The sequence below is a fragment of the Streptomyces sp. TLI_185 genome (genome assembly GCF_003814765.1).
GTDB lineage: Bacteria > Actinomycetota > Actinomycetes > Streptomycetales > Streptomycetaceae > Streptomyces.
In genome coordinates this window covers 2,363,266-2,378,405 of the sequence record NZ_RKRB01000001.1, presented here as the reverse complement: position 1 = coordinate 2,378,405, position 15,140 = coordinate 2,363,266, and the positions used below count along the sequence as shown (strand labels likewise).

The following is a 15,140-nucleotide window of genomic DNA, read 5'->3' as shown; positions in this document are numbered from 1 at the left end:
ACCATCGTGCACTACTCACGTCTGGCCGAGACGCCGATCGCGATCGTCGGGTTGGCGGGCCTCTTCCCCAAGTCGCGCGACCTGCGCGAGTTCTGGCACAACATCGTGGATGCCGAGGACTGCATCGAGGACGTCCCCGAGAGCCACTGGAACACCGCGGACTACTACGACCCGGACCCCGCCGCCGAGGACAAGACCTACGTCCGCCGTGGCGGGTTCCTGCCCGAAATCGCCTTCAACCCCATGGAGTTCGGGCTGCCGCCCAACACCCTGGAGGTCACCGACATCCTCCAGCTGCTCTCCCTCACGGTGGCGCGCGACGTGCTGCGCGACGCCGGCGCGGACAACGGCAGCTGGTACGACGCCTCCCGCACCGGGGTCGTCCTCGGCATCACCGGCGCCAACTCCCTCACCCAGCCGCTCTCCGCACGCCTGCAGACCCCTGTGCTCAAGGAGGTCGTACGCAGTGTCGGCCTGAGCGAGCAGGACGCGGAGGAGATCGCGCAGCGCTTCAAGAAGGCGTACATCCCCTGGGAGGAGAACTCCTTCCCCGGCATGCTCGGCAACGTCGTCGCCGGCCGCATCGCCAACCGCTTCGACCTCGGCGGCACCAACTGCACCGTCGACGCCGCCTGCGCCAGCTCCCTCGCGGCCGTCAAACTCGCGGTGAGCGAACTCATCGAGGGCCGCGCCGACATGATGATCACCGGCGGCTGCGACGCCGAGAACACGATCCTCATGTACATGTGCTTCAGCAAGACTCCTGCGTTCTCGAAGACCCAGCAGATCCGCCCCTTCGACGAGTCCGCCGACGGCACGCTGATCGGCGAGGGCATCGGCATGCTCGCCCTCAAGCGCCTCGCCGACGCCGAACGCGACGGCGACCGCATCTACGCCGTCCTGCGCGGCATCGGCACCTCCAGCGACGGCCGCTTCAAGAGCATCTACGCCCCGCGCGCCGAGGGCCAGCAACTCGCCCTGCGCCGCGCATACGACGACGCCGGCGTCCCCGTGGACTCCATCGAACTGTTCGAGGCGCACGGCACGGGCACGGCCGTCGGCGACCACACCGAACTGTCCGCCCTCTCCTCCGTCGTCGCGGCCGGCAACGACGACCACGGCTACGCCGCCATCGGCAGCGTAAAGTCGCAGATCGGGCACACCAAGGCGGCCGCGGGCGCCGCGAGCCTCATCAAACTCTCCCTCGCCCTCCACCAGAAGGTGCTCCCGCCGACCATCAACGTCGAGACACCGAGCGAGGCGGTCGACCCCACGAGCACACCGTTCTACGTCAACACCGAGGCGCGCCCCTGGGTGCTGGACCCGGAACGCGGCAAACGTCGTGCCGCCGTCTCGTCCTTCGGCTTCGGCGGCACCAACTTCCACATGGTGCTGGAGGAGCACGAGGGACCTTCGGAGGCCAAATCCCTCGGTCCGACGGTCCGTTGGGGCCTGTGGCACGCGGCAGGACCCGAGGCGCTCGCCCTGCGCATCGAGAACGGTGCCGCGCCGGACGAGTCCGGTGCGATCCCCGCGTCCGACGCCCGCATCGGGATCGTCGCCCGCAGCGACGACGAATTCACCGAACTGTGCGGTACGGCAGCGGAGTTGCTGCGCGCCCGCCCCGACGCGGACTCCTGGCAGCACCCCAAGGGCATCACCTACCGGCGCCAGGCCCTGCCCACGCCGGTCAAGACGGCGGCCGTGTTCGCCGGGCAGGGCAGCCAGTACGTCGGCATGGGGCGACGGGCGGCCGTCGCGCTGCCGCCCGTACGGGCCGCGTTCGACCGCGCCAACCGGCTGACCGAGGGCCCGGACACCCTCGCCCGCACGGTCTTTCCGCCGCCCGCCTTCACCGACACCGTCCGCAGCGAGCAGGAAACGGCCCTGCGCCGCACCGACTTCGCCCAGCCCGCCATCGGCGCGCTCGCCTCCGGCCAGTACGCCTGGCTGCACGGACTCGGCTTCCGCGCCGACGGCGTCATCGGCCACAGCTTCGGCGAACTCACCGCGCTCTGGGCGGCCGGGGCACTGGATGACGACCGGTTCGCGCAGCTGGCACGCGCCCGGGGCCGCGCCATGGCCCCGCCCGAGCAGGCCGCCGCCGACTTCGACCCCGGCGCCATGGCGGCGATCCGGGCCTCCCTCTCCGACGTCCAGGGACTGGTCGCCACCTACCGCAATGTGGCCATCTGCAACATCAACGCCCCCGGCCAGATCGTCGTCGGCGGCCCCACGGGCGAGATCGACCGCCTGGTCGCCGATGTCTCGGGCCGCCGTATCCCGGCCAAGCGGCTGCCGGTCTCCGCCGCGTTCCACACGGGCTTCGTCGCCCATGCCGCGGACGCGTTCCGGCAGGCCGTGGAGTCGACGGGGCTGGGCGTCCCGACGGTCCCGGTGTACGCCAACACCCCGGGATCCGCGTACGGCAGCGACGCGGCCGCCAACCGCCGCACCCTCGTGGACCAGCTGCTCCAGCCGGTCGACTTCGTCTCCGGCATCGAGAAGATGTACGCCGACGGGTTCCGCGTCTTCGTCGAGTTCGGCCCCAAGCGGGTGCTGACGGATCTCATCGACCGCATCCTCGAAGGCCGCACCGACGTCGTGACCCTCGCGGCGGACGGCGGGCCCAGCAAGGACAGCGAGGTCTCGCTGAAGCGCGCGGCGATCGAACTCGCAGTCCTCGGGCTGCCCCTGACCGGCTTCGACGACCACGTCGAGCCGCGGGCCGAGCCGCCGGCGCGCAAGGGGATGAACATCCCGCTGCGCGGCATCAACTACGTGACGCAGGAACGGCGTTCGGCGTATCGGGATGCGATTGCGCAGCCGTTGGCCCTGGCGGCGGGTACGGGTGGCTCCGACGGGGTCGAGGACCTCGTACGCGACGGGCTGGCCCTTCAGGCGGAGATCCTCACCGCCCACGCGGACACGGTGCACGCGTCGGTCCGTTCTCTGGAGGAGTCCGTACGGGCCGGAGGGCACCCCGACACGGATGCCGCGCTGCGGCTCATACGGGAGCAGAGCGCGACGATCGGAGCGGCGCACGAGCGGTCCACCCGGCTGCTGCTGGACGCGTTGCGAGGACAGACGGAGACCGAACCCGGGCCGGCTCCCGAGCCCGAGCCCGAACCTGCTCTCGAGCCTGAGCCTGCTTTCGTGGCCCCGGACGAACCGGAGCCCGTGACTGTCGCCGAGCCGGAGCCGGAGCCGGAGCCGGAGCCCGAGCCGGAGCCGGAGCCCGTCTCCGTCGTCGATTCAGCCGTCGCCGCTGGGGTGATGGAGGCGCTGATGGGTGCGGTGGCGGAGAAGACGGGTTATCCGGTGGAGATGTTGGAGCCGGGGATGGATGTCGAGGCTGATTTGGGCATCGATTCGATCAAGCGGGTGCAGATTCTGGGGGCGTTGCAGGAGTCGTATCCGGTGTCGGAGGACGTCGATCCGGAGGTGCTCGCGGAGTTGCGGACGCTGGACGACATCGCCGGCTTCCTCGCCTCCACCGTCTCTGTCGAGTCTGCCCCGCAGCCCGCCCCTGCCCAGCCCGAGCCCCAGCCCGAGCCTGTGTCCGTGCCGGCCGCCGACTCGGCTGTCGCCGCTGGGGTGATGGAGGCGCTGATGGGTGCGGTGGCGGAGAAGACGGGTTATCCGGTGGAGATGTTGGAGCCGGGGATGGATGTCGAGGCTGATTTGGGCATCGATTCGATCAAGCGGGTGCAGATTCTGGGGGCGTTGCAGGAGTCGTATCCGGTGTCGGAGGACGTCGATCCGGAGGTGCTCGCGGAGTTGCGGACGCTGGACGACATCGCCGGCTTCCTCGCCTCCACCGTCTCTGTCGAGTCTGCCCCGCAGCCCGCCCCTGCCCAGCCCGAGCCCCAGCCCGAGCCTGTGTCCGTGCCGGCCGCCGACTCGGCTGTCGCCGCTGGGGTGATGGAGGCGCTGATGGGTGCGGTGGCGGAGAAGACGGGTTATCCGGTGGAGATGTTGGAGCCGGGGATGGATGTCGAGGCTGATTTGGGCATCGATTCGATCAAGCGGGTGCAGATTCTGGGGGCGTTGCAGGAGTCGTATCCGGTGTCGGAGGACGTCGATCCGGAGGTGCTCGCGGAGTTGCGGACGCTGGACGACATCGCCGGCTTCCTCGCCTCCACCGTCTCTGTCGAGTCTGCTCCGCAGCCCGCCCCTGCCCAGCCCGAGCCCGAGCCCCAGCCCGAGCCTGTGTCCGTGCCGGCCGCCGACTCGGCTGTCGCCGCTGGGGTGATGGAGGCGCTGATGGGTGCGGTGGCGGAGAAGACGGGTTATCCGGTGGAGATGTTGGAGCCGGGGATGGATGTCGAGGCTGATTTGGGCATCGATTCGATCAAGCGGGTGCAGATTCTGGGGGCGTTGCAGGAGTCGTATCCGGTGTCGGAGGACGTCGATCCGGAGGTGCTCGCGGAGTTGCGGACGCTGGACGACATCGCCGGCTTCCTCGCCTCCACCGTGTCCACCGTCTCCACGGGGCCCGCTCCTCAGACAGCCGCCCCCGCGCCCGCCGCCGCCCCCCTCGCCGTCACCTATCCACCCGCCCCCGGCATCGGCCGTACCTACGCCGACGTCACCGAGATCGCGCCGCCCCACGTCCTCGTCGGCGCGTACGCCGAACCGCGGACGGCGGTTCTTGTCGACGACGGGTCGACGCTCTCCCGGCCGCTCGCCGGAGCGCTGCGCGGGGACGGCTGGCGGGTGGAGATCGTCGCGCTGCCCGGTGTCGACAGCGTCGTGCCGGAGGCGGATGCCGTGCGGCGGCTGGTGGGTTGGGACGAGGCTGAGCTCTCCGGGACGCTCGTGCGCGGGCGGGTCGATCTCGTCGTGCAGATGGCTGCCGCGGCGGGACAGGGGTGGGGCGAGGGTGTGCAGCGGCTCGAGCACTGCCTGCTCGTCGCCAAGCACAGCCTGGCCGCGCTGAAGCCGGTCGCCGCGCAGGGCACCCGCGCCGCCTTCGTGGCCGTCACCCGGCTCGACGGGGCGAACGGCTACCGCGGTGGCGGTGACGCCTCTCCGCTGCTCGGCGGGGTCGGCGGCCTGGTGAAGACCCTCGCCGTCGAGGCGCCCGAACTCTTCGCCCGTACGGTGGACTTCGCGCCGGAGCTGGCCCCCACCACCGTCGGTGCCCGCTTCCTCGGCGAGATCCACGACCTGTCGCCCGAGCACGCCGACGTGGCGCACGACCAGGCCGGGCGGCGCACGATCGCGCCCGCGGCCGAGCCCCACGAGGCACACGCGGCCGCCGTCCCGGAGGTCTCCTCCGACGACCTGTTCGTCGTCACCGGCGGCGCCCGCGGCATCACCGCCGACTGCCTGCACGCCCTGGTCTCCGCCCGGCCCGCCGGACTGCTGCTGCTCGGCCGCAGCCGGCCCGCGCCGGAGCCCGACTGGGCCGCAGGGCACGAAGGCCCGGCACTGCGCGGGCTCATCGCACGGCGGGCCGCGCAGAGCGGGCAGAAGCCCAACCCCCGTGCGATCGAGGGGGAGTTCCGTGAGATCACTGCATCCAGGGAGATCGCCGCGAACCTCGCCCGGCTCACCGCCACCGGCGCCCGGGTCGAGTACCTCACTGTCGACATCACCGACGCCGGCGAGGTGCGCCGCGCGCTGACGCCGTACGCCGGACGGGTCACTGGTGTCGTGCACGGCGCCGGTGTCCTCGCCGACCGGCTCATCGCGCAGAAGTCGGCCGACGAGATACGCCGGGTGCTGGGCACGAAGCTGATCGGGCTGGGCAATGTCCTGGACGCCCTGCGCGGGATCGCCGAGCTGCGGCACCTGGTCTTCTTCTCCTCCGTCGCCGGGTTCTTCGGCAACCGCGGCCAGTCCGACTACGCCATGGCCAACGAGGCGCTGAACCGCATCGCCGTACGGCTGAAGCGGGAACTGCCCTCCGCGCGCGTCACCGCGATGAACTGGGGCGCCTGGGACGGCGGCATGGTCTCCGACGACCTGCGTGCCATGTTCGCCTCGCGCGGGATCGCCCTGGTGCCGCTCGCGACCGGTGCGGGCATGTTCGCCGAGCAGTTCACGGCCGGACACGGGCACGACACCGTGATCGTCACCGGACCGCTCACCCCGCTGTCCGCGCCGCCCGCAGAGCAGGGCTCCGCGCTCAGCCCCCTGGTCGTCGACCGGACCCTGGCCGACCTCGCCGACCAGCCGCTGCTGACCGACCACACCATCGGCGACCGGCGGGTCCTGCCCGCCACCGCGGCACTCGGCGTGCTGGCGAACGCCGTCGAGACGGCGACCGGCGAAACCGTCGTCGGGGCAAGCGGATTCAAGGTGTTCAAGGGCGTCGCCTGGGACGAGCCCGAGGGGCAGCAGCCGCAGCGACTGCGGCTGTCCATCGAACCCGCGGACAACGGCATCGACGTACTTGCCTCCTCGGTGGACGGCAGCGGTCGCAGCCGGCCCGCGTACGGCGTCCGGCTGAGCACGGGTGACGCCGGGCAGCGGCCCGCCGACCGCGGCGACCTGGCGGGCCTCGCCCGCAGCGCGGCCGGGCAGGACGCGGCGCGGCTGTACCGCGACGGCACGCTCTTCCACGGGCCCTTGCTGCGCGGCCTGCGCGCGGTGCTGGTCGGCGACGAGCAGCGGCTTCTCGTACGGGCCCGGCTCACCGACGACCGGCCCGCGCTCGGCGGCTACCACACCCGGCTGCACAGCCCGGTCCTGGCCGACCTGCTGCTGCAGGCCGTGCTGGTGTGGGTGCGCGAGCAGCGCGGGCGGGCCTGCCTGCCGATGGAGATCGGACGCCTGAGCCTGCACGCGCCGCTGCCGTCCGACGGGGACTTCCTCATCGCCGTCGAGGACGTACGGCCCGGCCGGACCGGCGTCACCTGCAAGGTGACCGCGCTCGATCCGCAGGGCCGGGTGCTCGCCGTCCTGGAGGACGTGGTCGCCGTCGAGGACGCGGAGCTGGACGCACGGTTCAGGCAGCCGGGCCGGGCGGCCGCCGCGGTCACGGTCTGACGAGGCTCGGAGGCTGATCCGTCATGGGCAAGTACGCGATCGTCGGACTGTCCTGCCTCTTCCCGGGGGCGGCCACGCCCGAGGCCTACTGGAGCAACCTGATGGGCGCGGTCGACTCGCGCACCGAGGGCGGTGAGCGGATCTTCGGGCACGACCCGCTGGCCGGCGAGGCCGATCCTGAGGACACGCGGGACCGGCACCGCATCTACTGCACGCGCGGCGGATTCCTCGAGGCCACGGCGGACCTCGACCCCTCCGGGTACCTGCTGCCCGCCGACTACCTGGCCGGCCTGGACCGCTCGTTCCACTGGGCGCTCCGGGTGGCCGGGGACGCCCTGGCCGACGCGGGTGTATCCCCCGCTGCCGCGGACGGCCGGGCGGCCGGCCGGAGGACCGGAGTGGTGTTCGGGAACTACCCGTTCCCCACCCCGGCCTCCGGCCGAACAGCGGGGAAGCTGTGGGACGCCGCGGTCTTCGAGGGCCTCGCGGCGGCCGGCTTCCCCGCGGCCGGGTTGTCGTCCGGTGCGGCGGACGGCAGCCCGGCCCGTGACCGGGGCACCGGCGAGGCTCCGGGGACGTTCGCCGCCAGGGCCGAGGTCCACAACCTCGGGTCGTTCGTTGCCGGCCCTGCGAGCGACCGGGGTGGCGCTCCGGCGCAGGGGCCGCTCGACACCCGGCCCGAAGCTCACGACCTCGGGCCGTCCGACCGCAGGGAGGCCGGCCTCGGCTCCCGGCCCCCCGAGGCCCACAACCTCGGGTCGTTTGCCGCCAGGGCCGAGGCCCACAACCTCTGGCCCGGTGGGCTCCCCGCCCATGTGGTCGCCGCCGCCCTCGGGCTCGACGGCCCCCGGCACACCCTCGACGCGGCCTGCTCCTCCGCCCTGTACGCCATCAAGCTCGCCTGCGCCCAACTCGCCACCGGGCGGGCCGACCTGATGCTGGCCGGCGGGGTCTGCGCCCCCGACCCGACCGTCATCCACCTGTCCTTCTCCGACCTGCACGCCTACCCGCAGGACGGCTTCAGTCAGCCCTTCGACGCCCGTTCCAAGGGCATCATCACCGGGCAGGGCGCGGCCATGGTCGCCCTCAAGCGGCTCGCCGACGCCCGCCGCGACGGGGACCGGGTGTACGCGGTCGTCGACGCCGTCGCCCTCGGCAACGACGGCCCCGGCAAGCACCTGCTCGCCCCCAACGTCAACGGCCAGCTCGCCGCGTACGAACTCGCCCACCGGGACGCCGGTATCGAACCGCAGGACATCCAGTACGTCGAGTGCCACGCCACTGGCACCCCGCTGGGCGACCGCGTCGAACTCGACGGTGTGGAACGGCACTTCGGGCGCGGCCCGCTGCTCGGCTCGGTCAAGGGCAACATCGGGCACCTGCTGACCGCGGCCGGCATGAGCAGCCTGGTCAAGGTCGTTCTCGCGCTCGGACACGGCGTCATCCCACCCACCCGCGGCGTGGAGCAGCCGCTGCCGGGCACGGTCGCGGACCGTGTCGTACGCGAACCCACGCCCTGGCCCGCCACCGAGGGCGTACGCCGGGCCGCCGTCTCGGCCTTCGGCTTCGGCGGCACCAACGCGCACGTAGTCCTGTCCGGCCCCGAGACGGACGCGGAGGACGACGGCACCGAGCAGCGGACACCGCAGTCACTCGCCGTCATCGGCATGGGCGCGCACTTCGGGTCCTTCACCACACTCGACGAGTTCGAACGGGCGGGATACGAAGGCACGGGTGCCGTACGGGAGTTGCCGTCCCACCGCTGGCGGGGGTTCGAGACGCTCGGCGACGGCGGGGCGCCGCAGGCCGCGTACATCGACGGGTTCGAGGTGGACGCCACCTCGTACCGCATCCCGCCCAAGGACCTCGACCACTTCAACCAGCAGCACCTGCTGATGATGCGGGTCGCGGAGGAGGCCCTGAAGGACGCCGGGTACGAGCGCCCCGCCCCCGGGGGCAGGGACGGGGCCAAGGGGCGGCGGGTCGCCGTCGTCCTCGGTATGGAGATGGAGCCCAGCGCCGAGGGGCACGGCGCCCGTTACGCGCTCGGCCGCAAGCTCGCCGCCTGGTGCGCCGCGGCCGGCCTGGAGCCGACGGACGAGCAGCTGGCCGCGCTGACCCGGGCCGCCCGGGACGGCATCCACGACTCCATCGAGGCCAACGAGGTCCTCAGCTATATCGGCAACATCATGGCCGCGCGGATCTCCTCCCTGTGGAACCTCACCGGCCCTTCCTTCACCATCTCCTCCGACAGCGCCGTCGGTGTCGACGCCCTCGACACGGCACGGCTGCTGCTGCTCGACCCGAGCATCGAGGCGGTCCTGGTCGGCGCGGTCGACCTGGCCGCCGGTCCGGAGTCCACGCAGGCGCGGCAGCTGCTGGCGTCCCAGGTCGTGCTCGGGGACGGAGCCGGTGCCGTCGTCGTGACCCGGCCCGGCTCCGTTCCGCCGGAGCGCACGGTGTACGCCACCGTCGACGCCCTGGCCGTCCACCACTCGCCGACCCTCGACCCCCGGCCGACGCCGGAGCTCGTGGCCGCCGCGGCCGAGGAGGCCCTCGCCGCCGCCGGAGTGACACCGGCCGACGTCGAACTCGTCGAGGCCGGGGCCGCGCAGGACGGCACGCTGGAAGGGCTCGTCCGCGTCTGGTCGGCCGAGCGGGCCGGCGGGGCGCTGCGGACCGCGGTCAGTGCGGTCAACTCGGCCGTGGGGGACACCGGTTGTGCCTCCGTGCTCGCCTCCGTCATCCGTGCCGCGCTGTGTCTGCACTACGGCTACCAGCCCGTCGCACCCGAAGGCGTCGACGGCGCCCGGCTCGCCGGGTCCGCGTTCTTCCTCGCCGGCGACTCGCGGCCCTGGCTCCGCGAACGCCGCGAGGGCCGTCGTACGGCCAGTGTCAGCGTCATCGGCAGTGCGGGCAGCCACGCCCATGTCGTGCTCGGCGGCGCGCAGACGCGCGGCGAGGTGGCGGCGACCGACTGGGTGCGCTCCGGCGGCAGCCTCGTCGTGCCGGTCGGCGCCGACGACATCGACACCCTGATGCGGCGGCTGGGCGAACTGCGCGACGCCGTCGACAGCGGCGGCGACTGGGCCGCGCAGCTCGCCGAGGACCGGCCCGCCGCGCTCAAGGCCGTACTGGTCGCCGACGATCCGGCAGGGCTCGTACGGCAGTTGGACCAGGCGGCCAAGGACCTGCCGGGGGTCCACCGGGCGGGCGGCGAGTGGACCTCGCCGTCCGGGAGCTGCTTCGCCGCGCGTCCGGCGGGCGGGCCCGACACCAAGACGGCGCTGGTCTACCCGGGCGCCTTCAACTCGTACCTCGGCCTCGGGCGTTCGCTCTTCCGTGCCTTCCCGGGACTCCTGCCCCGTTTCGAGACGCAGGCCGAACTGCCCGCGGAGATGCTGCGCTCGGCGGCGCTGTACCCGCGTGCGCTCAAGCCGCTCGACCGGCGTGAACTGATGGGCCGCGAGGCCGAGTTGATCGAGGACATTCCGCTGATGCTGGCCGTCGGCACGAGCTATGCCCTGCTCTCCACCGACCTGGTGCGCGAGGTGCTCGGGGTGCCGGTGCACGGGGCGTTCGGCTACAGCCTCGGCGAGAGCAGCATGCTGTTCGCGACCGGCGGCTGGATCAAGGAGGCCCGCGCCACGACGAAGATCGACGCCTCGCCGCTCTTCGTGGACCGGCTGCGCGGCCCGAAGAAGACGGTGAGGGAGCTGTGGGACATCGGGGAGGACGTCCCCGACCAGCAGGTGTGGGCGACGCATGTACTGCTGGCGCCCGCGGACTCCGTCCGCGCCGCGGTGCAGCGCCACGACCGCGTCTTCATCACCCACGTCAACACGCCCACAGAGGTCGTGGTCGCGGGCGACCCGGCCCAATGCCGCGACCTGATCGACGCTCTGGGCTGCCAGAGCGCACGCTCGCCTGCCAACCACGTCATGCACTGCCCGGTGGTGGACGGCGTGCTGTCGGAACTCGCCGACCTGAACCGCTACCCGACCGGCGACGTGGGCGACCTCGTCCTCTACAGCAGCCGCCACTACGCCCCCGTCGGCGCCCTCGACCAGGACGTGGTGGCCCACAACATCGCCGTCACCCTCCGCGAGACGGTCGACTTCCCCCGCCTGATCCGACGGGCCTACGAGGACGGCTTCCGCTGCTTCATCGAGGTCGGCCCCTCCAGCACCTGCACCCGCTGGATCCACGAGACGCTCGGCGACGACCCGCACCTCTCGGTCCCCGTCGACCGCCGGGGAGCCCGCGGCGCAACGGACATAGCCCGCCTGGTCGCCCGCCTCGCAGCGCACGGCGTCCCGGTCGACCTGACCCCGTTCCGCCCCCGCACGGCAGCCCGCCGACGCCCGCCGGGCCTGCGCACCTTCACGGTGGGCGGCACACCGGTGGCGCCGCTGGTGAGGGAGGCGGCTGCGCCGGTGGTGAGTGCGGTACGACGGGTGACCGCGCCGACCCGTCGGCTCGTCACCCCGACGACGCCTGCCGCTGCAGTCATGGGTGGCGGAGCCAGGCGGGAAGATCATGGTGCGGCCCCGCTGCAGTCACCCGCCCCGGCCCCGGTGGCGACGAACGTGCGGGGCGATGAGGCTGATCCGCCCGCGACGCCGGTCCCGGCGGAACGAGCTCTTCCGCCGGAGCCCGTGCCGATGACGACCGCGTCGGGTACGGCAGCCGAGCCGCAGGAACGTGCCGTGCCGAACCCGGTCGAGGACGCGCCCCTGCCGGTACCGGCGTCCGCAGCCGCGCCCCCGACCTCAGCGACCGTCCCGCCCGCACCGGCGCCCGTCGTAGCCCCCGCGCCGACCGAAGCGGTGGCAGGGGCGGTGCGACGGGCCGCAGTGCCGCCGGCTCAGCCAGCCGTGCCGGTACCGGCGTCCGCAGCCGCACCCCCGACCTCAGCGACCGTCCCGCCCCCACCGGCGCCCACCGAAGCCCCCGCGCCGGCCGTGACCGCCGCGGCCGCCGAAGCGGTGGCGGGGGCGGTGCGACGGGCCGCGGTGCCGCCGGTGCAGCCACCCGTGCCGGGGGCGTCCGCACCGGGCGGCGGAGCCGAGCCGCGCGAGCGGGCCGTGCCGTCGGTGCCGGTCGGACATGGCTCCGAGCGGAGCCAGGCGGCTGCGCCCGCACCGGCGCCCACCGAAGCCCCCGCGCCGGCCGTGACCGCCGTCGCCCCGGCGCCCGTCGTAGCCGCCGCGCCTGCCGTGACCGGCGTCGCCCCGCCCGGCGCCTCACCCTCCGTCCCGGTGACCGCCGGGGCCCCCGACCAAGCCCCGGAACTGCCTGCCACGGCATTCCACGCCACGGAATGGGACACCGCGATGCCGACCCGCCCCGACGGTCCGCCCGTACCCGCGCTCTCGCTGGAGCGGGAACCGATCACGATGCTCCCCGCCGACGCGGTTTCGGCGCCGTCCCTCGGTGCCGTCCCGCCGCAGGCCGAGCGCGCCGACGTGCCGCCCCGCCCGGCCATCTTCGGCGCCCCCCTGCCCGTACCGGAGAAGCCGCAGCAGCCGGACCGGCCCAAGGACGACCACGCGGCCACCCTGACCCTGGTCCGCAGCCTGCGTGCCGAGATCCTGGAGGCCCACCAGGAAGTCCTGGACGCCCAGCGGGAGTTGCGGGAGGAACTCACCGCCGTACTGTCCGCCTCGGCCTCCGACCGGCCGGCGCCGGCAGCAGCGACTCCGCGCCCGCCGAAACCCGAGGGCGTCGTCTGGGACGAACACGACCTCCTCGAGTTCGCCGTGGGGAAGGTCGGCAACGTCTTCGGCCCCCGCTTCACCCGGATCGACGGTTACGACCGTCGCGTACGGCTTCCCGCCCCGCCCTACCTCTTCGCCACCCGTGTCACCCAGCTCGACGCGGAACCGGGCGAGTTCAAGCCCTCCTTCATCCGCACCGAGTACGACGTCCCGGAGGACGCCTGGTACGCCGTCGACGGCCAGGTCCCGCCCGCCGTCACCATCGAGGCCGGCCAGTGCGACCTGCTGCTCATCAGCTATCTCGGCGCGGACTTCACCAACCGCGGCCAGCGGGTCTACCGCCTCCTCGACAGCAGCCTCAGCTTCCTGGGAGACCTGCCGCGCACCGGGCAGACCCTGCGCTACGACATCTGGATCGACCAGTTCGTCCGCCAGGGCGACACCCTGCTCTTCTTCTTCCACTACGACTGCTACGCCGACGGCGAGCTCATCCTCAAACTCAACAACGCCTGCGCGGGCTTCTTCACGGATGAGGAGCTGGAGAGTTCGCCGGGCCTGGTGCAGGGGCGGGTGGCCCCCGGCCCCAAGCAGGCGGCGGACCCCGGGCGCACCGCGTTCAAGCCGCTCGCCACCACCCACCGCACCTCCCTCACCTCCGCCGACCTCGACGCGCTCGCCGAAGGCCGTATCGCAGACGTCTTCGGTCCCGGCCACCGGCAGCCCCCCGGCTGCAACACCTCGCTGCGGCTGCCCACCCGGCCGCTGCTGATGGCGGACGAGGTCACGGTCCTCGACCGCAAGGGCGGCAGCCACGGGCTCGGGCGGATCGAGGCCGTCAAGGAACTCGCCCCCGACGCCTGGTACTTCACCAGCCACTTCCCCGACGACCCCGTGCTCGCCGGATCACTCGTCGCCGAAGGAGCCGTACAGCTCCTCGAGACCTACGCCCTCTCCCTCGGCCTGCACCTCACCCTCCCCGACGCCCGCTTCCAGCCCGTGCCGGACCTGCGGACCGAGGTGAAGGTGCGCGGGCAGATCACCCCGCGCAACGCCCGTATCGAATACCGCATCGATATCACCGAGCTGAATCTGCTGCCGCGACCGTCACTCGTCGCCGACGTGGTCGTGTTGCGCGACGGCACCCCGTCGATCAGCGTCACCGGCCTCGGCATCCGCCTGCGCGAGAAACCGGGCACGCCCTACCGCCCGGAGACCGCAGGCACCGTTCCGCACTTCCTCGGCCGGCTCTCCCCGGCCACCGGCGAACCCGCGCTGCTCAACGAGTTCCACATGGCGCACGCGGCAAAAGGCGACCTCGCCATCGCGATGGGGCCCGAGTTCGAGATCTACGCCGACAGCCGGGCACCGTACATCCCCAACGGCGACTTCCTCTTCGTCGACCGGGTGATGAAGCTTGAGGGCAGGCGCGGGACGCTCAAGCGCGGGGCCGTGATGGTCACCGAGTACGACGTTCCCGAGGACGCCTGGTACTACGCCGACAACGGCCACCTGTACATGCCCAACTGCGTCTACATGGAGTCCAGCCTCCAGGCGGCCATCCTCCTCGGCTACTACCTGGGCGCCACCCTGCCCTTCCCCGAGGAGCAGTTCAGCATCCGCAACCTGGACGGCCACGCCACCCTCGTCAAGGACATCGACCTGCGCGGGAAGACCGTCCAGCACCGCTCGACGCTGCTGTCCAGCGACCGGATGCCGGGCTCGATCCTGCAGAACTTCTCCTACGAACTCTCCTGCGACGGCGAGGTCTTCTACACCGGCGAGTCCCTCTTCGGCTACTTCAACGAGAAGGCACTCGCCCATCAGGTCGGCCTCGACAAGGGACAGCACGTGCTTCCCTGGCTGGACACGCAGCCGGCCAGGCCCCCCGGCACCCGGCGCATCGACCTGCGCGACTTCCGGGCCGCCGAATCCGCCCGCCGCGGCCCGCGGCCGGCCGGCGGGCACCTCGACCTCGTCGAATGGGTCGACATCCTGCCCGGCGGCGGTGAACACGGCCAGGGATACGTGCGCGGACACCGCTCCATCCGGCCCGACGAGTGGTACTTCTCCTGCCACTTCCACCGCGACCCGGTGATGCCCGGCTCCCTCGGCGTGGAGGCACTGCTGCAGGGCATGCAGGTGTACGCCGTAGAGACCGGCCTGACCGACGGACTGCGCAACCCGCGCTTCGCACTCAGCACCGGCACCGACACCACCTGGAGCTACCGGGGCCAGATCCTGCGCACCGACCCCGACATGGAGTTCGACGTCCACCTCAAGGAGATCCGCCGCGAACCCGGCCGGATCGTTCTGCTCGGCGACGCCCACGTCTGGAAGTCGACCCTGCGGATCTATCGCCTGGGCGACATCGCCATCGAGATCCACCACGACTAGGCGGCCACGCCGAAGTCCCGTGCGGTT

General features: G+C 72.6%; 2 protein-coding genes. Both read left to right on the top strand.

The features are described from left to right. The first annotated feature begins 6 nt into the window (after window positions 1-6). Window positions 7-6,999 carry a type I polyketide synthase gene (locus tag EDD92_RS10760; protein ID WP_260326472.1) on the top strand — a complete coding sequence of 2,331 codons (6,993 nt, stop codon included), beginning with the start codon at window positions 7-9 and terminating at the stop codon, window positions 6,997-6,999. 23 nt (window positions 7,000-7,022) lie between these two features. Next, window positions 7,023-15,113 (top strand): beta-ketoacyl synthase N-terminal-like domain-containing protein, encoded by an 8,091-nt coding sequence (locus tag EDD92_RS10755; protein ID WP_123964080.1) that lies wholly within the window; start codon window positions 7,023-7,025, stop codon window positions 15,111-15,113. Window positions 15,114-15,140: the final 27 nt, after the last annotated feature.

Coding starts and splice junctions, on each gene's coding strand:
- EDD92_RS10755 (WP_123964080.1), top strand. CDS start 7,023: ATGGGCAAGTACGCGATCGTCGGACTGTCCTGCCTCTTCCCGGGGGCG.